This is a genomic window from Pseudomonas sp. TE9122, from assembly GCF_056278925.1.
Map to the genome: position 1 here is coordinate 1,682,155 of NZ_JBWBQI010000001.1, position 21,072 is coordinate 1,703,226.

At 57.9% G+C, this 21,072-nt stretch carries 27 protein-coding genes; all 27 read left to right on the plus strand.

Going from position 1 to position 21,072, the window contains the following annotated elements:
- Positions 1–113: 113 nt before the first annotated feature.
- The 27 genes from ACZ9BE_RS07495 to ACZ9BE_RS07625 all read left to right on the plus strand — a co-directional run bounded on the left by ACZ9BE_RS07495 (position 114) and on the right by ACZ9BE_RS07625 (position 21,069).
- Positions 114–431 (plus strand): hypothetical protein, encoded by a 318-nt coding sequence (locus ACZ9BE_RS07495; protein ID WP_122597380.1) that lies wholly within the window; start codon positions 114–116, stop codon positions 429–431.
- A complete protein-coding gene (locus tag ACZ9BE_RS07500; protein WP_122747186.1) occupies positions 428–664 on the plus strand; it encodes a hypothetical protein in 237 nt (78 codons plus the stop codon). The genes ACZ9BE_RS07495 and ACZ9BE_RS07500 overlap by 4 nt, the downstream gene beginning before the upstream one ends.
- Positions 665–683: 19 nt before the next feature.
- Entirely contained in the window at positions 684–881 is a 198-nt protein-coding gene (locus tag ACZ9BE_RS07505) for a DUF7940 domain-containing protein (RefSeq protein ID WP_476249152.1), read from the plus strand.
- 10 nt (positions 882–891) lie between these two features.
- Entirely contained in the window at positions 892–1,635 is a 744-nt protein-coding gene (locus ACZ9BE_RS07510; protein WP_476249153.1) for a hypothetical protein, read from the plus strand.
- Positions 1,636–1,758: 123 nt separating this feature from the next.
- A complete protein-coding gene (locus ACZ9BE_RS07515) occupies positions 1,759–2,304 on the plus strand; it encodes a terminase small subunit (RefSeq protein ID WP_476249154.1) in 546 nt (181 codons plus the stop codon).
- Entirely contained in the window at positions 2,276–4,213 is a 1,938-nt protein-coding gene (locus ACZ9BE_RS07520; protein WP_476249155.1) for a phage terminase large subunit family protein, read from the plus strand. Before ACZ9BE_RS07515 ends, ACZ9BE_RS07520 begins: the two co-directional genes overlap by 29 nt.
- A gap of 8 nt (positions 4,214–4,221) precedes the next feature.
- Positions 4,222–4,431 carry a phage head-tail joining protein gene (locus tag ACZ9BE_RS07525; protein ID WP_476249156.1) on the plus strand — a complete coding sequence of 70 codons (210 nt, stop codon included), beginning with the start codon at positions 4,222–4,224 and terminating at the stop codon, positions 4,429–4,431.
- Entirely contained in the window at positions 4,428–5,951 is a 1,524-nt protein-coding gene (locus ACZ9BE_RS07530) for a phage portal protein (protein ID WP_476249157.1), read from the plus strand. Before ACZ9BE_RS07525 ends, ACZ9BE_RS07530 begins: the two co-directional genes overlap by 4 nt.
- Positions 5,857–7,920 (plus strand): prohead protease/major capsid protein fusion protein, encoded by a 2,064-nt coding sequence (locus ACZ9BE_RS07535; RefSeq protein WP_476249158.1) that lies wholly within the window; start codon positions 5,857–5,859, stop codon positions 7,918–7,920. Before ACZ9BE_RS07530 ends, ACZ9BE_RS07535 begins: the two co-directional genes overlap by 95 nt.
- An 83-nt stretch (positions 7,921–8,003) precedes the next feature.
- A complete protein-coding gene (locus ACZ9BE_RS07540) occupies positions 8,004–8,354 on the plus strand; it encodes a DUF2190 family protein (RefSeq protein ID WP_476249159.1) in 351 nt (116 codons plus the stop codon).
- Positions 8,354–8,701, plus strand: coding sequence for a head-tail joining protein (locus ACZ9BE_RS07545; protein ID WP_476249160.1), 348 nt, complete (start codon positions 8,354–8,356; stop codon positions 8,699–8,701). The genes ACZ9BE_RS07540 and ACZ9BE_RS07545 overlap by 1 nt, the downstream gene beginning before the upstream one ends.
- A 2-nt stretch (positions 8,702–8,703) precedes the next feature.
- Positions 8,704–9,258 (plus strand): hypothetical protein, encoded by a 555-nt coding sequence (locus tag ACZ9BE_RS07550; RefSeq protein ID WP_476249161.1) that lies wholly within the window; start codon positions 8,704–8,706, stop codon positions 9,256–9,258.
- Positions 9,255–9,443, plus strand: a complete 189-nt coding sequence (locus tag ACZ9BE_RS07555) for a DUF2635 domain-containing protein (RefSeq protein ID WP_476249162.1) — start codon at positions 9,255–9,257, stop codon at positions 9,441–9,443. The genes ACZ9BE_RS07550 and ACZ9BE_RS07555 overlap by 4 nt, the downstream gene beginning before the upstream one ends.
- The gene (locus ACZ9BE_RS07560) at positions 9,440–10,912 is read left to right on the plus strand and encodes a phage tail sheath subtilisin-like domain-containing protein (protein WP_476249163.1); all 1,473 of its coding nucleotides are present in this window, start codon (positions 9,440–9,442) and stop codon (positions 10,910–10,912) included. The genes ACZ9BE_RS07555 and ACZ9BE_RS07560 overlap by 4 nt, the downstream gene beginning before the upstream one ends.
- 24 nt (positions 10,913–10,936) lie before the next feature.
- Positions 10,937–11,305: a phage tail tube protein gene (locus tag ACZ9BE_RS07565; protein ID WP_476249164.1), complete on the plus strand. Its 369-nt coding sequence runs from the start codon at positions 10,937–10,939 to the stop codon at positions 11,303–11,305.
- A complete protein-coding gene (locus ACZ9BE_RS07570) occupies positions 11,305–11,607 on the plus strand; it encodes a hypothetical protein (RefSeq protein WP_476249165.1) in 303 nt (100 codons plus the stop codon). Before ACZ9BE_RS07565 ends, ACZ9BE_RS07570 begins: the two co-directional genes overlap by 1 nt.
- 100 nt (positions 11,608–11,707) lie before the next feature.
- On the plus strand, positions 11,708–13,426 hold the full coding sequence (locus ACZ9BE_RS07575) for a phage tail tape measure protein (protein WP_476249166.1): 1,719 nt from the start codon (positions 11,708–11,710) through the stop codon (positions 13,424–13,426).
- Positions 13,427–13,439: 13 nt separating this feature from the next.
- Entirely contained in the window at positions 13,440–14,702 is a 1,263-nt protein-coding gene (locus ACZ9BE_RS07580) for a DNA circularization protein (protein ID WP_476249167.1), read from the plus strand.
- Entirely contained in the window at positions 14,695–15,813 is a 1,119-nt protein-coding gene (locus tag ACZ9BE_RS07585) for a phage baseplate assembly protein (RefSeq protein ID WP_476249168.1), read from the plus strand. The genes ACZ9BE_RS07580 and ACZ9BE_RS07585 overlap by 8 nt, the downstream gene beginning before the upstream one ends.
- Positions 15,806–16,321: a phage baseplate assembly protein V gene (locus ACZ9BE_RS07590; RefSeq protein WP_476249169.1), complete on the plus strand. Its 516-nt coding sequence runs from the start codon at positions 15,806–15,808 to the stop codon at positions 16,319–16,321. Before ACZ9BE_RS07585 ends, ACZ9BE_RS07590 begins: the two co-directional genes overlap by 8 nt.
- Entirely contained in the window at positions 16,321–16,788 is a 468-nt protein-coding gene (locus ACZ9BE_RS07595) for a phage GP46 family protein (RefSeq protein ID WP_476249170.1), read from the plus strand. The genes ACZ9BE_RS07590 and ACZ9BE_RS07595 overlap by 1 nt, the downstream gene beginning before the upstream one ends.
- Entirely contained in the window at positions 16,788–17,846 is a 1,059-nt protein-coding gene (locus tag ACZ9BE_RS07600) for a baseplate J/gp47 family protein (RefSeq protein ID WP_476249171.1), read from the plus strand. Before ACZ9BE_RS07595 ends, ACZ9BE_RS07600 begins: the two co-directional genes overlap by 1 nt.
- Positions 17,847–17,855: 9 nt before the next feature.
- Positions 17,856–18,446, plus strand: coding sequence for a YmfQ family protein (locus ACZ9BE_RS07605; protein WP_476249172.1), 591 nt, complete (start codon positions 17,856–17,858; stop codon positions 18,444–18,446).
- A gap of 3 nt (positions 18,447–18,449) precedes the next feature.
- A complete protein-coding gene (locus ACZ9BE_RS07610) occupies positions 18,450–19,082 on the plus strand; it encodes a gp53-like domain-containing protein (RefSeq protein WP_052742391.1) in 633 nt (210 codons plus the stop codon).
- A gap of 13 nt (positions 19,083–19,095) precedes the next feature.
- Positions 19,096–19,467 (plus strand): hypothetical protein, encoded by a 372-nt coding sequence (locus ACZ9BE_RS07615; protein WP_039594415.1) that lies wholly within the window; start codon positions 19,096–19,098, stop codon positions 19,465–19,467.
- Positions 19,468–19,554: 87 nt separating this feature from the next.
- Positions 19,555–20,583: an acyltransferase gene (locus ACZ9BE_RS07620; protein ID WP_039594416.1), complete on the plus strand. Its 1,029-nt coding sequence runs from the start codon at positions 19,555–19,557 to the stop codon at positions 20,581–20,583.
- Between the two features lie 63 nt (positions 20,584–20,646).
- Complete coding sequence (locus ACZ9BE_RS07625; protein WP_039594417.1) at positions 20,647–21,069, plus strand: cell wall hydrolase; 423 nt, start codon at positions 20,647–20,649, stop codon at positions 21,067–21,069.
- Positions 21,070–21,072 lie beyond the last annotated feature (3 nt).

Below are 21,072 nucleotides of genomic sequence, written 5' to 3' on the forward strand. Positions count from 1 at the left end.
GAATTCACAGAGCCTCGGCATTTGCCGGGGCTTTTTCGTTTTCGGCTCCACCACACCCATTGCTCCGAGCTGGGAGTGCTGTTGGAGCTGACTTATTTCGCACGGTACCGCCAATGACTGAAGTCTCGCGCATTGCAGACAGCACCACGTTCAAGGTTGCTGTCCCAATACTGCAAACGATCCTGTCGGCTGGTGCCATTGGTGCGTTTGTCTATGTTGTTGGCTCACTTGGATCGCTTCAAGTGCAGCTTGCCGCTTATCAAACCAATCAGGCCTTGATCGGGCAGCGGGTTGACTCGTTGGAGCGATCGAGGGAGTCGAACGACAAGCTCGTCGACTCCCTTCGCGTCAGTACCCAGCGTCAGGAGTTCAAGATCGACCAAGTAGGGGAGAGCCTGAAGGCCCTCGTCCAAACAGGTAGACCCAAGTGAATCGCCTGCTGATCGTCCTCATTCTGCTCACAGGCTGTGCGCACAAGGAAACGATCCGCGAACCCCTGAAGGTTCAACGCACAACCGTGTATCGATACGTCAGCGAACAATGCCAGCCAGGCCAAGACGAGCGCCTACGTGAGGCCCTGAAAAGTGCCAAAGAGTGGAAGCGCTATGCCGAAAGCCTCGAAAAACTGCCAGCAGCGAAGTCAACCCATGAAATTAATCCCTGAATGGCGAAAGTTCTGGCGCATGACCAGTGTGCAGTTGGCAATCGCAGGCGCAGTGCTGAATGCCGCTGCGGCCGGTTGGTCTGTGTTTCAAGGCGCGGTGGACCCTCTGATTTTCGCCGTGGTGAATATGGGTTTAAGTATCGCCGTCGCTGTGGCCAGAGTGGTGCAGCAGTCAAAGCTGCATCAGCCAAGTGACGATCCAGCTCAGCCAGAATAGGTGAAGAGCAATGGTCAAAATCGATGCCAGCACCAATTTGGAAGAACTGTCGAAAGCTCTGCGTACATTGGGCGCAAAACAGCTGCCTTTTGCATATGCGCTGATGGCTACTCGACTGGCAGTGTTGGTGAAGAAAGGCGAACTCTCTGTCATGCGGCAGCGGCTGGATCGGCCGACCACAACCACCATGAATAGCCTCTATGTCCAGGTCGCCAAGAAGGGCAAGCCTGAGGCGAGGACCTTCTTCAAGGATGCGTGGACTACTGGCGTTCCCGCTGACACGTACCTTCAACAGGCAGTGAAGGGTGGTCGCCGACCACACAAACGTTTCGAGAAAGCTCTAATCGCGAAAGGCCTGATGAAGCCAGGTCAGTACGCAATACCGGCACCTTCAGCGCTCAACCAGTTCGGCAACGTCCCGCGCGGCACAATCATGAAGATTCTGTCCGGTCTTGGTGCAGCTGAGACAGTCAGCGGCGTGACGGCCAACGCCACGGGCAGTAAGCGCAGCAAGCGCAAGGGCAACGCGGACAAGTATTTCGCCGGCGATGTCGATGGAACGCAGGGTATCTGGGAGAAGCGGAAGACCGCGTTCGGTGATGCCGTCCGCCCTGTCTTTGTCTTCAGTGACAGCGAGCCGGGGTATCGAGTGATCATTCCGTTCTACAAGATCGCAGACAACATCGTGAAGGCGAACCGAGAGCGAGAGTTTGCCAGCGCGATGGATCAGGCGCTGTCGTCAGCCCGGGGCTGACCGGCAGGGCAAGGGGGTACCCCCCTTTGGGTCCTTCCCGGGCCCCCAACCCCATGCGGGTAATTCGGGCCCCGCCCATCAAATATGTATGACCTTTTTTCAGGGGTTGGTTGTTGTTTAATCATGGCCAAAAACGAAACAACCAAACAGCGCGGGTGGTTGAACAAATCCGAGATGGCTTCGAGCCTCGGGATTTCCCCGCAAGCCTTTGACAAATGGGGAGTTGCGCCCGTCGCACGCATAGGTCGCGAGGCGTTTTATACCGTGCAAAACGTGGTCGAAAACCGCGTTGAACACGCGCAACGGAAACAACAACCGGCGGGTGAGGGAACCGAAGGTGTCGATCCGATGATCGAGTACAAGCTGCTCGAAGAGCGCCGCGGTCTCACCGCCGCGCAGCGAATCGCCCAGGAGAAGAAGAACCTGGTCCTGGACAAGCAACTCGTTCCGGTCCCATTCGCCACATTCGCCCTCGCCAAAATTGCCGCACAGATCGGCTCGAAACTGGACACCGTCGGCAAGACCGTCACTCGGCGTCACCCGGAGGTTGACCCTCGGGTCATCGAGTCGGTCGAGCGGGAGATCGCGCTTGCTCGAAATATTGCCGCCAGCTTCGGTGAGCAACTTCCGGAATTATTAGATGAGTACGTTGAGTCCATGGCTGAATGATCTTCGCAAGTCGATCAAGCTAGGACTCCAGGCGCTCTACAAAGAACCACCGCAAACCGCCGTCGAATGGGCGGATACAAATTTCTACATGTCCGCCGAGTCCTCCTACAACGAGGGCAAATGGACGACCGAGCCGTTTCAAGTTGCGATCCTGAACAGCATGGGCAACGACCTGATCAACGTCGTCAACTTCATCAAGTCGGCGCGGATCGGTTACACCAAGCTGTTGATGGCGAACATCGGCTACAAGATCCAGCACAAGCGCCGCAACGTCATGATGTGGAGCCCGACGGATCCGGACGCCGAGGACATCAGCAAGAGCCACGTCAACGGCATGATCCGCGACGTGCCGGTGCTGGGCGACCTCGCTCCGTGGTTCGGTCGCAAGCACAGCGACAACACGCTCGACCAGAAGATCTTCGCGAACCGCCGGACGCTGTGGATCCGTGGCGGCAAGGCCTCGCGTAACTACCGTGAGAAATCCGCCGACGAGGTGATCTACGACGAGCTCTCCAACTTCGACGAAAGCGTTGAAGGCGAGGGCGCACCGATCACCTTGGGAGACAAGCGACTCAACGGCGCGATCTACCCGAAATCGATTCGAGGCTCGACACCGAAACGAGCTGGCTCCTGCCAGATCACCAAGGCCGTCGAAGAGTCGCCCTATTTGCTCAAGTTCCACATTAACTGCCCGCATTGCCGGCAGGAGCAGACACTCAAGTGGGGCGGCAAGGATTGCGAGTTCGGCCTGAAGTGGGAAAAGAACGCGCTCGGTGAGGCCGAAAAAGCCTGGTACGTGTGCGAGCACACTGCCTGCGTCATCTGGCACAACGAAATGGTTGAGGCATCGAAGACCGGCCGATGGATCTGCGAGCACACCGGTATCTGGACCCGCGACGGCATGGACTGGTTTGGTGTCGATGACGAAATCATCCGTACCCCGCGCTCGGTCAGCTTCAGTATCTGGGCGATCTACAGCACCTGGAGTACGTGGCTCAGCCTGGCTGAAGAATGGCTGAAGGTGAAAGGCGACGTCTCGAAGCTGATCACGTTCATCAACACCACGCGCGGCGAAACGTGGGACGACGATCAAGGCGAGAAGCTCGACTCCGAGGTCCTCTACGGTCGCCGCGAAGTTTATCCGCAGGTGCCGGCTCTCGGTTTGGTGCTTGTCGGCGGCATCGATACACAGGACGACCGCTTCGAGGGTCGCGTCTGGGCATTCGGTCCGGGCGAGGAGGCGTGGCTTGTTCACCGTTTCATCCTGATGGGCGATCCCGCAAGCGAAGAGCTGCGCCGCAAGGTTGGGCTGGAGCTGCACCGGCAGTTCACGCGAGTTGACGGCACCATCATGAAGGTGGAGCGCTGGACGTGGGACGCCGGCGGCCACTACGCCGACGAAGTTTATGCCGAGAGCCGCAAGCATGGAGTGCACTGGGTTGTTCCGATCCGTGGTGCGACCGTCTACGGCAAGCCGATCGCGAACTTCCCACGCACGAAGAACAAGGTACACAAGGTGTTCCTCACCGAGGTGGGTACCGACAACGCCAAAGAGTTGCTCTACAGCCGCATGGGTCTGCCGGTCGATACGGCCGCCTCTCAGGCGGGCGTGTCTCAGCCGGGCGTTGTTCACCTGCCAGCCAATGACGTGATCTGCGACGAATCGGAGGTCAAGCAACTCACCTCCGAAAAGAAAAAGGCAGCTATCTCCAAAGGCAAGCGCGTTATGCGCTGGGACAGCGGTGGCCGCCGAAACGAGGCGCTGGACTGCTTCGTTTACGCGCTCGCTGCGCTGCGGATCTGCCAGCAGAGGTTCGGGCTTGATCTCGATCTGTTGGTAGCTGCTGTCACTGGTGGCAATGAACCGGACATCAAAGAGCGGCCGCGCAAGAAATCAACCTTCTGGTAGCGAGACTTATGGCTTTCACAATCGAGCAGTATCAGGCCTTGCAGGCGGCCATCGCCGAAGGCGCGCTGTCCGTCCGCTACGCCGACAAAAGCGTCACCTACCGATCACTCGACGAGATGATTCGAATCCTCAAACTGATGGCGACCGAGCTCGGGCTGAATGCCTGCAACGATGGTGGTCGCCGATATACCTCCTTCTCTAAAGGACATTACCCATGAGCATGCTCGACAGCCTGTTTCCTGGGTACGCCGCCAAGCGATCAGATGCACGCCTTAAAAAGCTTCGCACTGAAATGACCATGGAGGTGATCAAGCGCCGCTTCGAGGGAGCGGCGGGCGGTCGACGAAATGACGGGTGGCGCGCCACCGGCACAGATGCCAATACCGAGAACGCGCCCGCGCTGGCGAAGCTTCGCAATCGCGCGCGGGATCAGCGTCGCAATAACCCGTTCGCCGAACGCGCCATCACAGGTATCGCTGACAACGTCGTGGGCGCGGGGATCGTCCCGCTGCCCTTGGCCAAGCGTGATCGAGACGGCGTGAGGTTGATGGACCTTTGGCAGGCGTGGGCTGAGACCACCGCCTGCGATGCTGACGGCCTGGAAGATTTCTACGGTCTGCAGCACATGATCATGGAGGCAGTCGCTGAGAGTGGTGAGTGCCTGATCCGTCGTCGACGCCGATTCAGCTCAGACGGGCTTCCTGTTCCAGTCCAGCTTCAGGTGCTCGAGGCTGATTTCCTTGACGAGTCAAAGGCAGCCATCGTCGGGCTCAACCGAATTATTCAAGGTATCGAGTTTGACGCCCTGGGCAAGCGGGTCGCCTATTGGTTGTTCGATGAACACCCCGGGGCAAACGTTGCGTGGGGGTCGCTTCAATCACGCCGCGTTCCCGCCGAAGACGTGATCCATGTGTTCTTCCGCAAGAGACCAGGGCAAGCCCGGGGCTACACGTGGCTGGCTCCGGTTATCCAGCGGATGCGCAACTTCGACGAAATGGAAGACGCCGTGATGGAGCAGGCAAAGATAGCTGCCTGTTTCGCTGGATTTATCACCAAGGATGCGGACAACGGCCCCCAGGGGCCCGCGAAAACTCCACCGCTGATTGAACGCATGGAACCTGGAATGCTTCAGGAACTGTCGATCGGGGAGGAGGTGAGTTTCGGTACTCCGCCGACATTCAACGGCTACGCGCCATATTCATTGCAGGCACTTCACGCAATCGCTGTGGGTCTTGGTGTTCCTTACGAGCTGCTCACCGGTGACCTTAAGGGAGTCAACTTTTCCAGCGGCCGGATGGGCTGGCTGAACTTCGCCCGCCGCGTCGATGTATGGCAGTGGCGAATGCTGATTCCCCAGCTTTGCGATCAGGTCTGGCGTTGGTTCATGGAGGCACAGGTGCTCCTGCCCGGCGGTGTAAACGACGACGTCAAGGCGTATTGGGTGCCGCCACGCCGCGACATGGTCGATCCCAAATCAGAAACAGAAAACGTCATAACCCGCGTGCGTAACGGCCTGACAACTTGGCCGGATGCTTTGCGCGAGCTCGGCATCACTGACCCAAAACGGCACGCCGAGCAGATCAAAAAAGCAAACGAAATGATCGACGAATACGGGTTGGTGCTGGATTGCGACCCGCGCCGAGTTGCGGCTGCCGGTTCTCCGAGCCAGCCACCAGCCACCGAAGAGAAACCAGACGATGCCAAAGCCGAATCAGGTGATGACGAGAAAGACGCATGAAACACCGGCGTTTAGCCTGCGCGCCGCAGTTCGACCGGAATCTGTCGACATTGAAAATCGCACCGTCGAGCTGACTTGGACGACAGGTGCGAAAGGCCGCCGATGGTCATGGGACGTCGGCAGTTACATGGAAGAACTCGAGGTCAGCGATAAAGCAGTACGCCTCGCCCGATTGAACAACGGCGCTCCATTGCTCGGCGTTCACAATCAATACGAGCTTCGCGCAGTGCTGGCTGTGGTGGAGCGAGCTTGGCTTGCTGACGGCGAGGGTCATGCACTGGTGCGCTTCAGTAAGCGTGAAGATGCCGACGTTGTGTTCAAGGATGTCGTTGACGGGATTCTGCGAAACGTCAGCGTCGGCTACGCCGTCCACCAGTACCAGCTGACAGAAGAGGAAGACGACAAGCTTCCGACCTACCGGGCTGTCGACTGGGAACCGCTGGAGATTTCGCTGGTTCCGATCGGCTTCGACGACGGCGCGAAAGTCCGAAGCGCCAAAACACCCGCCGAATATACCGGCGACCGTTTCAAAACCATTTTCGAAGTTCGGTCGGCCGTTGAGCCATCCGAAGAACCGGCCGCCGTGCCTACTATCCAAGAGGAAGATGCAATGACCGAAGAAGAGAAGCGCGCGGCCGAGGAAACACTTCGCCGTGAAGCGGCTGAAGGCGAGCGCCTGCGCAGTCTCACCATCCGCACCATGGCGCGCAAGGTGAAACTCGATGACGAGGTGTTCATCGAAGACCTGATCGCGCGAGGTGTTCCGGTGGCGGAAGCAAGCGCCGCTTTGATCGACAAGGTTGCCGAACGACAAGAGAGCACTCAGCCCAACACTCGCAACAGTCAACAGACTGTAGTGACCGGCGGCCAAGATCTCAGCGTTTTGAATGCCAAGCGCTCTGCCATGCAGAACGCACTGCTGCATCGTTGTGACTCGAACATCAAGCTGGAAGAAACCGGCCGTGAGTTTCGCGGTATGCGCCTGGTGGACATGGCTCGCGAGTTCGTCGAGATGGCTGGCGGTACCGCCCGCGGCATGACCCCGCAGGAGCTGGCACGTGCTGCACTGGGCTGCGATCGCCAAGCTGTCCGCGCCGCCGGCATGCACTCGACCAGCGATTTCCCGCTATTGCTGGGCAGCACTGTCAATCGCACCCTGCGCGATGCGTACACCAACGCTCCGCAGACCTGGCGTCCTCTGGGCCGCCAGACCACTGTGCCGGATTTCCGCGCAGTGACTCGCGCCGCGCTGGGCGACATCGCTGCGCTGGAGCAGGTCAAAGAACACGGTGAATACAAGTACGGCACCCTTTCCGAGGATGGTGCGCCGATCAAGGTCGCCAAGTTCGGCAAGATCATCGCCATCACCTGGGAAACCATCGTTAACGATGACCTGGGTGCGTTGACCCGCATCCCCGCTGCACTGGGTAATGCCGCTGCTGCCACCGAGTCGAATGTGGTGTGGGCGCTGCTGCTGGGCAACCCTAACTTCACCGATGGTGTGCCGTTCTACGACGCGAGTCACGGCAACGTGGCAGCAAGCGGCGGTGCGATCAACACCACCACCCTGGCCGCCGCGCGCTCTGCGCTGCGCAAACAGAAGTCCAAGGCCGGCGAGTTCCTCAACCTGTCGCCGGAGTTTCTGGTGGTGGGGCCGGACAAAGAGTTGGAAGCCTACCAGTTCACCAGCTCCAACTACGTGCCGGCCAAGAACGCTGACATCAACGACGTTCGCAACGCCTCGCTCACCGTCATCGTTGATGCGCGGATTACAGGCAATCAGTGGTACCTGTTCGCCGCGCCGGGCTCGATCGACACTTTCGAATACGCGTACCTCGAGGGTGAGCAGGGCGTGTTTACCGAAACCCGCGAAGGCTTCGAAGTCGACGGCATGGAAATCAAGGCGCGCCTGGTGTTCGGCGCGGGCTGGATCGACTACCGCGGTGCTTACAAAAACCCAGGCGCGTAATCCGTCTGCTCGACCAGAACCCAAAAGGACGCCGTGTGGCGTCCTTTTTGTTTTCCAGTTCCAGTCTCTGAAGGGGACCATGCATGAAAACTTTCATCCAGCACGGCGATTGCCTCACTGTTCCGGCTCCCGCGGGCGGCACCATCTCGGGCCAACTGTACAAGGTCGGCGCCATCGTCGGCGTAGCGGCCACCACTGAAGCCGCAGGTGACCCCGTTGTGCTTAAGCTCGAGGGTGTGTTCGGCCTGACCAAAACCAGCGCACAAGCGTGGGCTGTCGGTGATCTGTTGTACATGAACACCACCAGCCGCTCGCTGAGCAACGTTTCTACCACCGGCCTCGTGCTGGTAGGAATGGCTACCGAAGTGGCAGCCAACCCGTCCGCTACAGGCGCATGCCGCCTGAACGGTATCTCCGCGCCGGCGCCGGTGTAATGGGCTGGGCCTCAATGGCCCAGCGCATGCTCGGCGTGTCCATCCGAACCTTCAGCGAACCCACCGCCGCCGATGATCCTGACGGTGCGGTGTATTGGCTGACTGATGGTGTTACGCCGGGCGTGGCTCTGGCCCAGGCGGTGTTCGATACCGCGCACGTTTCGGTTGATCCTGAAACTGGCGCGCCGGTATCGACAAACAAACCGGTTCTCGGTGTGCGCCTGATCGATCTGCCGAACGAGCCGACCAACCGCGATCGCGTACGGGCCCGAGGCGTCTTGTACAAGATCAATGACGTGCAGCCCGACGGCGTCGCCGGCGTAACCATCATCCTTCAGAAGGCATGAGCATGGCTCACCCAAGAGAACTTATCCGCAAGCAGGCCGTTGCGGTCTTGATGGGTGCGACCGATGCGGGCGCAAGCGTTTATGCCAGCCGGGTAGCACCGCTGATTTCCAACGGATGGCAGAGCGAGTTGCCGGCGATCATCGTTTACACGATGGACGAAACGGGCGAAATCTTTAATCAGGCGCCGCGCGAATACCGGCGCCGCGTGGAGTTGGTAGTGGAGATCCATGCCGAAGGTAACGAGGCATTGGACGACACGCTCGATACGTTCGCTCGCCAAGTCGAGCGGCTGCTGCTGATGGACGACACGCTAGGCGCCACCGTCAACGACTTGCAATACGTGCGCTCGCGGATGGTGCTTCTTGATCAATCGGAGCATCTGACCGGCGCGTGCCGCCTGATTTTTGAAGCCGAATATTTTGACCGACACCCCGACGACCTCTTCAACGAAAGCCTGCCGAACCTGAACACGGTCACGACCGAGTACAGCCTAAACAATGCGCAGCCGGATTCAGCTGACCGCGCCAAAACCATCATCGAGGACCTGAACCAATGACCACGCGTGTGCTCGTGAAGCCGGCCGAGGGCCGCCTGGTGCGACATCCAGACACCTACGAACAGATCGAGCCAGCAGGCAAGACTGTAGAACTCAATAGTTACTGGCTGCGCAAGGAAAAAGCCGGTGACGTCTTTATCGAAAAGGCTGCAGTACCGGCCGAAACCAAGGGTGAAAAACAATGACCATTGGAATGGATACGATCCCTGGCGCCGGCGCCCTTCGCAAGCCTGGTGCCTACAGCGAGATCGATAACAGTAAGGCAGTTCGCGGGCCTCAGCCGGTCAGCTATCGCCGTTTGCTGATTGGCCAAAAGCTCGCTGGTGGTCTGGCCGCCGCCAATACCCTGATCCGCATCACCAGCAAGGACCAGGCAGATATTCAATTTGGCAAGGGTTCGATGTTGGCTGGCATGGTCCGCGCCGTGATGGCCATCGACACCTACACCGAACTGCAAGTGCTGCCGGTGATCGATAATCCCGCCGGCGTTGCTGCCGCTGCCACCGTGGCTTTCACCGGTCCAGCAACTGCATCGGGAACCATTGAGCTGATGATTGCCGGCCGCCGGGTGTCTGTTGGCGTGATCAGTGGCGATACTGCGACAGCTATCGCCACAGCCGTGGTCGCGGCAGTCACCGCTGCGGATGACATGCCGGTCACCGCAACCGCTGCGACTGGCACTGTCACACTCACCAGCCGCCACAAGGGCGAGGCCGGCAACAGCTTGAATGCCCGGGTGAACTACTACACCGGTCAGGTCTTGCCAACTGGTGTTGCTGTCACTATCAGCGCCTTCACCGGTGGCTCTGGTAATCCGGATCTGGGGACCGCACTGGCCGCCTTGGGTGATGAGTGGTTCCAGGTATGGGGCCTGCCTTATTCGGACGCTGCAACGCTGGCTACCGTGAAAGCTGAGCTCAACAGTCGATTCGCTTGGGATCGTGAAATCGAAGCGCATGCTTTCACCGCCGCCCGCGGCACTCAAGGCTCGCTCGGCACTCTCGGTGACAGCCATAACAACCAGCACTTGGTCATCATGATGGCCAACGATGAGCCGATGCCGGCTTATGAGAAGGCCGCCGAAACCATGGCAATTGCAGCGCTCTACGCCGCAATCGACCCAGCGCGCCCAATTCAGAACCTGCAGTACGCCTGGTGCTTGGCGCCGGCGGCGGCCGACAAGTTCACCAACCAAGAGCGCAATCTGCTGCTGTTCGATGGCATCGCAACCAGCAAGGTCAACAACGACGGCACGATGGTCGTTGAACGTCTGATCACGACCTACAAGACCAATACCGCAGGTGGCGCGGATATCAGCTACCTGGACAGCGAGACGCTGTTCACGCTGATGTACATCCGCCACGACTGGCGCGACTACATCCTGCGCAAATATGCACGCCACAAGCTGGCCAACGATGGCACCCGCTATGGCATTGGGCAGCCGGTGGTCACCCCTGTTCTGATGAAGGCAGAGGCCGTTTCGAAGTTCCGCGAGTGGGAGCGTTTGGGGTTGGTCGAAAACATGGCCGACTTCAAAGCAAACCTGATCGGCGAGCGAAACGAAAGCGACCCGAACCGGATGGATATGTTGCTACCTCCGGACCTGGTCAATCAATTGCGCATTGTCGCAAACAAAATTCAGTTCCGCCTGTAACGGCGAATCGCCAGGAGATAAACCATGGCAGGCAAAAACCGTATTGGCGGCACTATCGCCTTGAAGGTCAACGGCGACATCTACTTCGCCAAAGGCAACTTCACCTACAACCTCGGCAAGCCGAAACGTGAAGGTGTTATCGGCGCCGACACCGTCCACGGTTACAAGGAAACACCTCAGATCCCCTTCGTTGAGGGCGAGATCACTGACCGCAACGAGCTCAGCCTTGAGGACCTGGTCACGCTCGACGAGGCCACCATCACGCTGGAACTCGCCAACGGCAAGGTCATCGCTCTGAGCGAAGCCTGGTACGCGGGCGAGGGCACCGGCAACACTGAAGAAGGCAACATCGCTTGCCGTTTCGAAGGTATGTCTTGCGAGGAAGTGAAGTAATGGCAAAGGAAAAAGTTTTGACACTGGCCGGCCCGGTCGCGTTCGGCAAAGACACCTTCAGCGAACTGACCGTCACTCGAAAGCTGAAGTACCTGCGCGGCCACGCGCTTCGCGTTACATCCGACGGCAAAGGCAGTGGCGGAGTGGATATCGACTTTTCCACGCTAATTGATCTCGGCGCGAAGATGGTTGGTCAGCCGCCGGCATTCATCGAAGAGCTGAGCGAAGACGATCAGGCTGCCGTCATTCAGGAAGCTCGCGATTTTTTGCTGAAGCACCTCGGGGGTGGCAGTCAGGAGTGACTGTCGTCGTCAAGGTCATGAGCGTTCAGCCTTCGGAAGTCATGGAAATGGATTTCGAGGAATTGAACTGGTGGCTTGAGCGCACCGAGGAATGGGTTGAATGGCAGACAAAGGATACTCCCTAAGCTTAATCATCAAGGCGGTCGACCGAGTCACCGCCCCTTTGCGCGGGATTTTCGGCAAGGTCAAGGCCGCCAGCGCTGGTATTACTGGCGCACTCGATCGCGTCGGTCTGCCAGTCTTCACCAACAGCTTGAAGGGTGTGGGCGGCGCGGTTTCTGGCATTGGCAAGGCTGTTGACTCGAGCGCAAAGCGATTGCTTGCGCTGGGCGCTACGCTCGGTATTACGGGCGCGGCGCTGAACGGTTTCTTTCAGGGGTTCGCCGACGCGACTGGTGCAATTGGCGATACCGCCGAGCGCACCGGTATCAGTCGCGAACGATTCCAGGAACTCGGCTTCGCTGCGAAGCTCACGGGCTCGTCGGCGGAAACGCTGGGAGGTGCCTTACAGAAGATGCAGATCAACGTTGGCGCAGCCACGGCCGGTTCGAAAGAGCTGAAGGAAATGTTCAAAGGGCTGGGCATCAACATCAAGGATGCGTCCGGTAAACTGAAAAGTTCGGACGCGCTGTTCGATACCTTCGTCGATCGCATTTCGAAGATCAAAGACCCATCACTGCAGGCCCAGGCCGCGGTTAAGATCTTCGGGAAAAGCGCCACCGAGTTGCTGCCGCTGATCCGTGGCGGCAGCGCGGGACTCAAAGAAATGTCGGACGAGGCTCGCCGCCTCGGCTTGGTCATTTCCGATGATGCTGTGCGTGAGGGAGAAGCATTCGGCGATACGCTCGACACGATTCATGCAGCACTGACCGGCGTCGGCAATAGCATTGGTAGTGCCCTGATTCCTCAGTTGAACAAGCTCGGGGCTCAACTGATCGAAACCATCGTGAAGTACCGTCCACAGATCGAGGCATTTGCGACCTCGTTCGCAAAGAATCTCCCTGGCAACATCGAGAAGCTTGTCGGTTTTTTTGGTGATCTATACGACGGCGTGAAACCAGTGATCGATATTCTTCAGTCGCTGTCGGACACCTTCGGCGCAGCCAACCTCATCTTCACGGCGCTGGGTCTGTACATCGGAGGTGGCTTACTGATGGCTGTCCTGAATCTCGCGCTCGCCTTGAAAGGTTTAGGTGTGGCAATCGCCCTGACGCCTGTGGGCTGGTTCCTTGCCGCCGTAGTGGCGATCGCGGGCGCGGCCTACATTGTTTACAAGAACTGGGATGCTATTGCGAAGTTCTTCGAAGAGAAATGGGCGCGCGTCAAGGCAGCTTTCTCCGATGGCATAATCAACGGCATCGTGAAAGTTTGGCAAGAATACAACCCCGTCACGCTGATGATGGAGGCCTTCAACGGCCTGATCAAATATCTGACTGGATGGGATCTCGGCGCGATCCTTGGCGAGAAAATTACGGCGGCGGTTTCCGCTATAAAAAACGGCTTACCTGATTGGGCGAAGGAGCTTCTGGGGATTGATGGTGGGAGTGTCACCATCGAACGAGACGGCGCGCCGGGGGACGAAACTGGCAGACCTGGAAGCAATCAGGCGGCGCCCGGTACAGCTGCGGCAAACACAGACCTCGGTCGCCGTGCAGCACAGATCGGGCGCGATGCCGCACAGCAGATCGCAGCCCCGCCGCAGGCAGTCAGGGTGCAGGTCGACCTGAACAATGTGCCGGCAGGATCCAAGGTGAAAACCGAGGGAAGCCAGGGTGCAACGTTCGACACCGATATCGGCTTTTCGATGATGGCCCCATAACCGGAGTTCCCCCATGGCTTGGCGAGACAACTACCGCGCCGCGACTTTTCGCGGCGTGGGCTTTTTTGTGGCCACGGCGGACAGCAGTCATGGCCGGCGCCAGGCGGTACACGAAACAGCACAGCGAGATATTCCCTATACCGAAGACCTCGGTCGCAAGTCGCGGGAGTTCGGGATCACCGGCTATTTGTTGGGCAAGGAATACGATGTCGCCCGGGAAGAGCTGATCAAGGTTTGCGAACAAGCGGGCCCTGGCGTTCTAGTTCACCCGTATCGTGGCGAGCTGACGGTGGTTTGCCGTGGGCTGACAGTGAGCGAGTCGTCGGAAGAAGGCGGCAAGTGCACTCTCTCGATGACGTTCCTCGAGGCGGGCGAAGCATCCTATCCGTCGGCGAAGGTCGACAGCGTCAACGCTATCAGCGAGAAGGGCAATGAGGTCACAGAGGCTGGCAAGGCCAGCTTCGTGTCGGACTTTCTCACCAAGGGCTACCCGTCATTCGTAGCCGACGCGGCCACCACTCAGATCAAGGACCTGAGTGACTTCCTCAGCTCCCCTGAATTCATCGTCTCCAGCGATATACAGGCGGTCTCTGATTATTACGACAAGGTCAAAAGCATCGGCTCAGACGCTTTCGACCTGATCCAGGAGCCTTTCAACTTCGCGAGCCAGGTCGTGGACGCGATCGGCAGTATCCGCTCAGCTTTCGGCAGCAGCGCCTTCGGCATGCTGATCAATCTGTATGACCGCTACTTCCCGAACGACGGCAGTTCGGACAGCGATCCCGTTGGGGCTGCCACACCAAGCCGGCAGCAGGTGGTGAAAAACGCCACAGCTGTCGCAGGCGTGGTGCGCCACGCGGCAATTTCTCAAGCCGCGGTGGCGGCGGTCGTCACGCAGACGACCGAGGATGTTTCGAACGGCGGCACTAAAACTACATCGGCGCCGACGAAATATGACAGTTACGAGTCGGCGATTGTGGTTAGGACCGAGATTGCTGACCGTTTGGACGAAGAAAGCGAAGCGAGCAAAGACGACCTGGTGTACGTGGCGCTCACGGATTTGAGAACCGCCGTGGTACAGGCTGTACCGAATCCAGATCAGGACCTGCCGCGCCTTGCCACGTTCTCACCCCGGCAGACGCTCCCGTCTCTGGTCGTTGCCTATCAACTCTATGGGGACGCCGGGCGCGCCGATGACATCGTGGCGCGCAATGATCCGCGCAGGCCAGGTTTCCTGACTGGCGGCCAGGCGCTTGAGGTTCTTGCAAATGGATGACCTTGAGCTGCTGGTAAACGGCATGAACTACGGCGGCTGGACCCAGATCGGTGTCACCCGGGCGGTTGACGCATCGTCGGGCGCGTTCACTGTGACGCTGACTGAGCGCTGGGAAGGGCAGGACGGATCGGGCGCACAAACAGAGCCATGGCCAATTCTCCCAGGTGACCAGTGCGAAGTGAGGCTGGGCGGAATACCGATGGTGATCGGCTACGTCGACATCTTTAAGCCTTCGTTCAGTGCGACGGACCACTCCATCAACATTCAGGGGCGTGACCGAACGGCTGATCTGATCGATTGCAGCGCCGTGCACACCCCCGATGAGTGGAAGAACATCAACCTTCTGCGCCTTGCTCAGATTCTGGCCAAGCCTTTCGGGGTGGGGGTATCAGCGGACGTGCCGGTGGGCGAAGCCTTCTCGGTGTGCAAGCTGCAGCAGGGTGAAACGGCTTTCGAAGCGATCGAGCGATACGCGCGGCAGCGTCGCCTGTTGCTGATGCCTGACGGCGCCGGCGGCCTGCTGATCACGCGGGCAGGCAACAAGCGGGCGTCGATTGGTCTGGTCCAGGGCGAAAATATCCTCAGTGCATCGGGCAGCATCGACCACAGCCAGCGGTTCCGTAATTACTTGGTCAAGGGCCAGGCCGCATACAACCCGTACAGTGCCGGCGAGACCGAGGCTCACATCGAGGGCGGTGCCAGCGACAGCGGCATCAGGCGGTATCGACCAATGCTGATCGTTGCTGAATCAGGCAGTTCGTCCGGCAGCGCCCAGGAGCGCGCCACGTGGGAGGCCAACAGCCGGCTGGGCAAATCCGCTTCAGCGTCCATCACCGTGCAAGGCTGGCGCCAGAGCCCGGGCGGCCAACTGTGGGAGCCGGGTATGTTGGTGCAGGTCAAGTCGCCGTGGCTGCGCATGGATGGGCAGATGATCATCCGTCAGGCCACGTACGAACGCGGTGAGGGTGGAACCACAACGAAACTCGACATCGTGAGCCCACAGGCATTTTCGCCGGAGCCGCCTGATTCCAAGAAAGAGAAGAAGGGCAAAAAGGGCGGCCGAAACATCTGGGCGGAAACCATTGGGGAAGAGGATAAAAAGGATGGGTAACCTGGTAAGAGATCTCGGCAACCGCGTGATGATGATGTTCGGCCGTGGCGTCCTGCGCGGCGTCAACGATGCCAACGGCCGTCAGCAGCTGCAGGTCGAGTTGCTGAAAGACGAACTGCGCGATGGCGTCGAGCACATGCAGAACTATGGCTTCACCAGCCACCCCACCGGTGGTGATGTGGCAGTGGCGTTCATCGGTGGCAACCGTGAGCAGGGCATTGTCCTGGTGGTCGATGACCGCCGGTACCGTATCCCCTTGGAAGCCGGCGAGGTGGCCATCTACGACGACCAAGGCAACAAGATCGAATTGTTGCGCGACATGGTGAAGGTCACTGCGGTGCAGCACGTCGAAGTGGTGGCCCCGACCATCAAGCTGGTTGGGAATCTGGAGGTGGTCGGCAATATCACCAGCACCGGGACCGTCACCAACAACGGAAAAAACATCAGCAGTACCCACCAGCACAACGGCGTGACCGCCGGCAGTGGCAATTCGGGAGTGCCCATTTGATGGCCGATGCAGCGATGGTAATGACCGAATTTGGCGGCGACCTAGTGCTTTTTGGATTCGACCTTGAGCGTGATGACGGTCTGGAAACTTCTGTCATCATCAGCCTTTTCACCGACCGCCGCGCCAATGCAGAACAAATTCCCCCCGAGTACCAGCAGGACGACCTGCGTGGCTACTGGGGCGATATCACCAACGCATCTGCCTCCGATCAGACAGGTTCACTGCTCTGGCTGCTGGCGCGTGAAAAACAGCTTCCGCAAACCCTGAGTCGCGCCGAGCAGTACTGCCGGGAGGCGCTGGCCTGGATGATCGACGACCTGGTGTCGACGAGGATCGACGTCGCCGCGTCATACATCTCGCAGGGCTGGATGCAGCTGGTGATCGATATCCACCGGCCAACCGGGCAAGCGGTTCGATTCCAATACAACTACGAATGGTCGGCTCAGGCCGGCAAGAGGGCTGCCTGATGCCATTTGCTCGACCCACACTCCCGGAGCTAATCGACCGGGTCACCACCGATATCAGCGGGCGGGTGACCGGCGTTCAAAGCGCCGTGCTTCGCCGCTCACTGCTCGGCGTCCTGGCTCGCTCAGAGGCCGGCGCCGTACATATGCTGTACGGTTTTCTTGAGTGGGCAGCCAGGCAGGCGATCATTGATACATCCGAGAAGGAGTACCTCGAGCGCTGGGCCGCCATCTGGAAGGTGTTTCGCAAGGCCGCCGATTATGCGACGGGCGCGGCACTGCTCAATGGTGCCGTGGGCTCTACCGTGCTGGCCGGGACTATTCTTCAGCGACAGGACGGCGTTCAGTACCGCGTCTTGGCTGATGGGATTTTCGCCGGTTCGACGCTGCAGCCCACAGTTGTTGCCATTGAGGCTGGTGCAGCCGGCGATGCGCCGGCGGGTACCCCACTCTTTCTGCTGTCGCCGGTGGCTGGCGTGCAATCGACGGGATCTGCCGCAACAGATATAGAGGGTGGGCTCGATGTTGAAACTGATCCTCAACTGCTCAGTCGTCTGCTGAAGCGAATTCGACAACCACCGCATGGTGGCGCCGCCGCAGACTACGAGCTCTGGGCGCTCGAGGTACCTGGTGTAACGCGTGTCTGGGTGTATCCGCTGCAGATGGGCGCTGGTACGGTCACCGTGCTGTTTGTGTGCGACGGCGAGTCCAACATCATCCCGACCCCGGCCAAGGTTGCTGAGGTCCAGGACTACATCGATGCGAGGTGCCCTGTGACTGCCGAGGTATACGTAGTCGCTCCGGTAGCGGACGCGCTAAACATGACCGTGAAGCTTTCGCCGAACACTGCCGCCGTACAGGCTGCAGTTCGAGCCGAAGTCGCCGACCTGATCGTTCGAGATGCGAAGCCCGGTGATCCGATCCTTATCAGTCGCCTGCGTGAAGCTGTTTCCATTGCAGCTGGCGAATCAGACAACGCCATCGTGACCCCGACAGCTGACGTTTCGCACGCAGCTGGCCACATGGCGGTCCCTGGAACCATAACCTTCTCCAGCTTTTAAGGAGGCGTAATGCCGACAGCTGCCGACTATCTGGAGCAGCTGAAAACGCTGCTACCCCCCGGTCAGGCATTCCCTAGGGATGCCGGCACCACGCTGCATGACCTGCTGGATGGAATGTCGATCGAACTTGCCAGGGTTGATGCCCGCGGCGAGACACTCCCGATCGAGGCGAACCCAGCAACGACCAATGAGTTATTGAGCGATTGGGAGCGGGTTGCCGGCCTGCCAGACAAATGCTCTGGCGCTCTCGAAGAGACACAGCAGGGCCGTAAGAACGCGCTTCTCACCAAGCTCACAAGCACGGGCGGGCAATCTGTGGCGTACTTCATCGAGTTGGCCAGCGCGCTCGGGTACACCGTAACCATTGAAACGTTCCGACCCTTCCGCGCTGGCGCATCGCGTGCCGGGGATTTGCTCACCAATGGGGCCTGGGTCTTCACCTGGCTCATTCGTGCGCCAGAAACCTCAGTGATTTCGTTCAGAGCCGGTCGATCTACCGCAGGTGAGCGCCTGCGGACATGGGGTAACGACACCCTAGAATGCAAAATTAATCAATTGAAACCGGCGCACACGATCGCGCTCTTCGCCTACGGAGATTGAAGCATGCACAGAATTGACGGGCCTGGCGCCACGCTCGACAACAAGTTCACTGATGGCGATCCAGTGGGAGGCGTTCAGGCGACGCTTGTCACTGAAGATTGGCTGAATGACGTTCAGGAGGAAATAATTAGCGTTCTCGCCGATCAGTCGATCGCTCCGCTCAAAGGGGTTCAAACTCAGCTTCTTGCTGCAATTAAGTCAATTGCAGCAAATATTGTGCAAGCGACCGAGAGTATTCTGGGCGGCGCCAAGGTTTCAACGCAGTCGCAAATCAATGCCGGCACGGACGACGCGACTTTCGTAACCCCCAAGAAGCTTCGTGCAGGGTTTGCCAGCAACTTGGCGGCAACGGGATACATTGCTTTTCCTACCTGGCTGGGCGGATTTATAATTCAGTGGGGCGGGGCAACATTTCAGGTTGGAACGTCCATTACCCAAAGTAGTGGGATGCTTCCGATCGCTTTTCCCAATGCGCCATTTAGAATTTTTGGATATAGAACGTCCGAATTGCAGGCTTCAAATAGCCCCACGACAGATCACTATTTCACCGTAAATGGTACGTCATGGTTTGTAAACCACGTTCGAGCAGCCGGAAGTGTGTCGGTTCCTTTCGCTTATATTGCCATTGGTTGGTGAGGAGATTTTATCTATGATGTATTTCAATAATGGAACTGGTGGTTTTTACAATGATAAATTGGGAGGCGTTCCAGTTGGTTCCGTGAAGTTAACTGATGATGACTATCAGGAACTACTGTTGCTGGTAGAGGCAGGTAAGAAAATCACAATTGATAGTAATGGCTCGATCATTGGTGTTGACCCAGAACCGCCAGCGCCTCCTACGAGAGAAGAGGTCGAAGCTATGCGGCTCCGCGCATATGCCGATGCTGTAACTGGTTCCGATCGTTACTTTTCCGAGGCAGCGAGGATGCAAATAATGGGGGACGAGGGGTGGGAGCAGGTTCGTGACCAAGGCATTAGTCGGTACGCTGAGATCCAAAATGATCTCGCATGGCCGCAATAGATACTTAGGCTAAATATCGGTTGCTAGACAAGACAAATTCTCTTTATGTCGATAGGATGCGGAACAAAAATTTTTGAAGGGCAAGGAATGACCGTTAAAGAGAGAGATTTTTCCGTTGGAATCGACGTCGCAAGAGCGCTAGCGTGCCTCCTAGTGGTAGTGGTTCACATTTCTGCTACGGATTTTTACGCTTTCGGGCCTAGATGGTGGCCTGCTAATTTCTTCGATTCAATCGCTAGGATCGCGGTACCAGTCTTTTTCCTCATATCTGGTGCGCTAGTTCTCGTACCTGAGGAGCCTATTGGAACGTTCTATAAAAAGCGAATCGGTAGGGTGCTCCCGCCGTTGATTGTGTGGTCGGTTGTTTACGCAGCAGTGTATCGAACCCCAGGTGTCACTCCGATTGACTCGTTGCTCAACATAATTAAAGGGCTTTCCTCCGGACATCTCTGGTATTTTTACGCAATCATAGGGTTGTATTTGAGTGCGCCTTTCTTGGGGAAAATTTATAGGGCTTCCAGTCTTCTTGAAAAGCGACTGTTTTTGTTGTTCTGGGTTTTTGTGAATTGCGGTGTTCCATTGTTTCGCCCATTGCTGGACTCTTATTATGATCCGAGAGCGCCTTACCATCTTCAGATGTTTATAGGGTATTTTGGGTTTTTGTTTATGGGTGCCTATTTGTCTGAGAGGTCCGTTCAAAAGTCGTCGAGTTTAGAGGTTGCTAGTTATTTGTTCTTGTTTGTGTTTGGTTGTGCTATGACAATGTGGCTAACCTATACGTTTTCATTTAGGGTAGGTCAGCCTGTTCAAACTTTCTATGGGTACTTGTCATTGTTCGTTGTTGTTGCAGCGGCGGCATTCTTCAAGTTGTCTCTCATGATAATGGCACTTCCAAAAAATATTGGCAAGATTATAGCCTTGGTGTCAAGTTGCTCGTTAGGCGTATACTGTATCCATCCGCTTGTAATTGACGGTATTGAGAGCTTATTTGCGCTAGAGCATAGAATTAGTTCTACTTGGTTCAAGATACCAATTGTTGCGTTTATTGTGTTTGTGGTTTCAGTTGTAATAGTGTATTTCGCTAGGAAGATGGCGTTCATGCGGCGAATTATTTGAAGTCACAATTTGTTTTTTAAGACCCCGGATATCCGGGGTTTTTTTTGTCCTGGAGAAAAGCACATGCCTGTAACTGAAAAAGATCGCGACATTCTCGCGCGCACTATTTGGGGTGAGGCACGGGGCGAGGGAACAGCAGGGCAGATTGCTGTGGCCTGGACCATCCGCAACCGCGTGTTTGATGGAAAGGAAAAGTCGTGGTGGGGAGAGGGCTACGCCGGCGTCTGCCAGAAGCCTTACCAGTTCAGCTGCTGGAACAAGACCGATCCGAACTATCAGTTCCTGATCGGCGTGAAGCAGATCCCGTTCCGCGAACTGGCTCAATGCCGTATCGCTGCTGACCAGGTGATCGACGGAAAGGTGCCAGACCCGACTGGTGGTGCCACGCATTACTACGCGACCAGCATCAAGGCGCCGGCCTGGGCGTCGAAGGCCAAGCAGACACTGAAGCTCGGGCACCACGTATTCTTCAAGGACGTCCCGTGACAA

Excerpts from the sequence above, each read along its gene's own strand:
- ACZ9BE_RS07495 (WP_122597380.1), top strand. The coding sequence starts at position 114 with ATGACTGAAGTCTCGCGCATTGCAGACAGCACCACGTTCAAGGTTGCT.
- ACZ9BE_RS07505 (WP_476249152.1), top strand. The coding sequence starts at position 684 with ATGACCAGTGTGCAGTTGGCAATCGCAGGCGCAGTGCTGAATGCCGCT.
- ACZ9BE_RS07510 (WP_476249153.1), top strand. The coding sequence starts at position 892 with ATGGTCAAAATCGATGCCAGCACCAATTTGGAAGAACTGTCGAAAGCT.
- ACZ9BE_RS07515 (WP_476249154.1), top strand. The coding sequence starts at position 1,759 with ATGGCCAAAAACGAAACAACCAAACAGCGCGGGTGGTTGAACAAATCC.
- ACZ9BE_RS07520 (WP_476249155.1), top strand. The coding sequence starts at position 2,276 with ATGAGTACGTTGAGTCCATGGCTGAATGATCTTCGCAAGTCGATCAAG.
- ACZ9BE_RS07525 (WP_476249156.1), top strand. The coding sequence starts at position 4,222 with ATGGCTTTCACAATCGAGCAGTATCAGGCCTTGCAGGCGGCCATCGCC.
- ACZ9BE_RS07530 (WP_476249157.1), top strand. The coding sequence starts at position 4,428 with ATGAGCATGCTCGACAGCCTGTTTCCTGGGTACGCCGCCAAGCGATCA.
- ACZ9BE_RS07540 (WP_476249159.1), top strand. The coding sequence starts at position 8,004 with ATGAAAACTTTCATCCAGCACGGCGATTGCCTCACTGTTCCGGCTCCC.
- ACZ9BE_RS07545 (WP_476249160.1), top strand. The coding sequence starts at position 8,354 with ATGGGCTGGGCCTCAATGGCCCAGCGCATGCTCGGCGTGTCCATCCGA.
- ACZ9BE_RS07550 (WP_476249161.1), top strand. The coding sequence starts at position 8,704 with ATGGCTCACCCAAGAGAACTTATCCGCAAGCAGGCCGTTGCGGTCTTG.
- ACZ9BE_RS07555 (WP_476249162.1), top strand. The coding sequence starts at position 9,255 with ATGACCACGCGTGTGCTCGTGAAGCCGGCCGAGGGCCGCCTGGTGCGA.
- ACZ9BE_RS07560 (WP_476249163.1), top strand. The coding sequence starts at position 9,440 with ATGACCATTGGAATGGATACGATCCCTGGCGCCGGCGCCCTTCGCAAG.
- ACZ9BE_RS07565 (WP_476249164.1), top strand. The coding sequence starts at position 10,937 with ATGGCAGGCAAAAACCGTATTGGCGGCACTATCGCCTTGAAGGTCAAC.
- ACZ9BE_RS07570 (WP_476249165.1), top strand. The coding sequence starts at position 11,305 with ATGGCAAAGGAAAAAGTTTTGACACTGGCCGGCCCGGTCGCGTTCGGC.
- ACZ9BE_RS07575 (WP_476249166.1), top strand. The coding sequence starts at position 11,708 with ATGGCAGACAAAGGATACTCCCTAAGCTTAATCATCAAGGCGGTCGAC.
- ACZ9BE_RS07580 (WP_476249167.1), top strand. The coding sequence starts at position 13,440 with ATGGCTTGGCGAGACAACTACCGCGCCGCGACTTTTCGCGGCGTGGGC.
- ACZ9BE_RS07585 (WP_476249168.1), top strand. The coding sequence starts at position 14,695 with ATGGATGACCTTGAGCTGCTGGTAAACGGCATGAACTACGGCGGCTGG.
- ACZ9BE_RS07590 (WP_476249169.1), top strand. The coding sequence starts at position 15,806 with ATGGGTAACCTGGTAAGAGATCTCGGCAACCGCGTGATGATGATGTTC.
- ACZ9BE_RS07595 (WP_476249170.1), top strand. The coding sequence starts at position 16,321 with ATGGCCGATGCAGCGATGGTAATGACCGAATTTGGCGGCGACCTAGTG.
- ACZ9BE_RS07600 (WP_476249171.1), top strand. The coding sequence starts at position 16,788 with ATGCCATTTGCTCGACCCACACTCCCGGAGCTAATCGACCGGGTCACC.
- ACZ9BE_RS07605 (WP_476249172.1), top strand. The coding sequence starts at position 17,856 with ATGCCGACAGCTGCCGACTATCTGGAGCAGCTGAAAACGCTGCTACCC.
- ACZ9BE_RS07610 (WP_052742391.1), top strand. The coding sequence starts at position 18,450 with ATGCACAGAATTGACGGGCCTGGCGCCACGCTCGACAACAAGTTCACT.
- ACZ9BE_RS07615 (WP_039594415.1), top strand. The coding sequence starts at position 19,096 with ATGATGTATTTCAATAATGGAACTGGTGGTTTTTACAATGATAAATTG.
- ACZ9BE_RS07620 (WP_039594416.1), top strand. The coding sequence starts at position 19,555 with ATGACCGTTAAAGAGAGAGATTTTTCCGTTGGAATCGACGTCGCAAGA.
- ACZ9BE_RS07625 (WP_039594417.1), top strand. The coding sequence starts at position 20,647 with ATGCCTGTAACTGAAAAAGATCGCGACATTCTCGCGCGCACTATTTGG.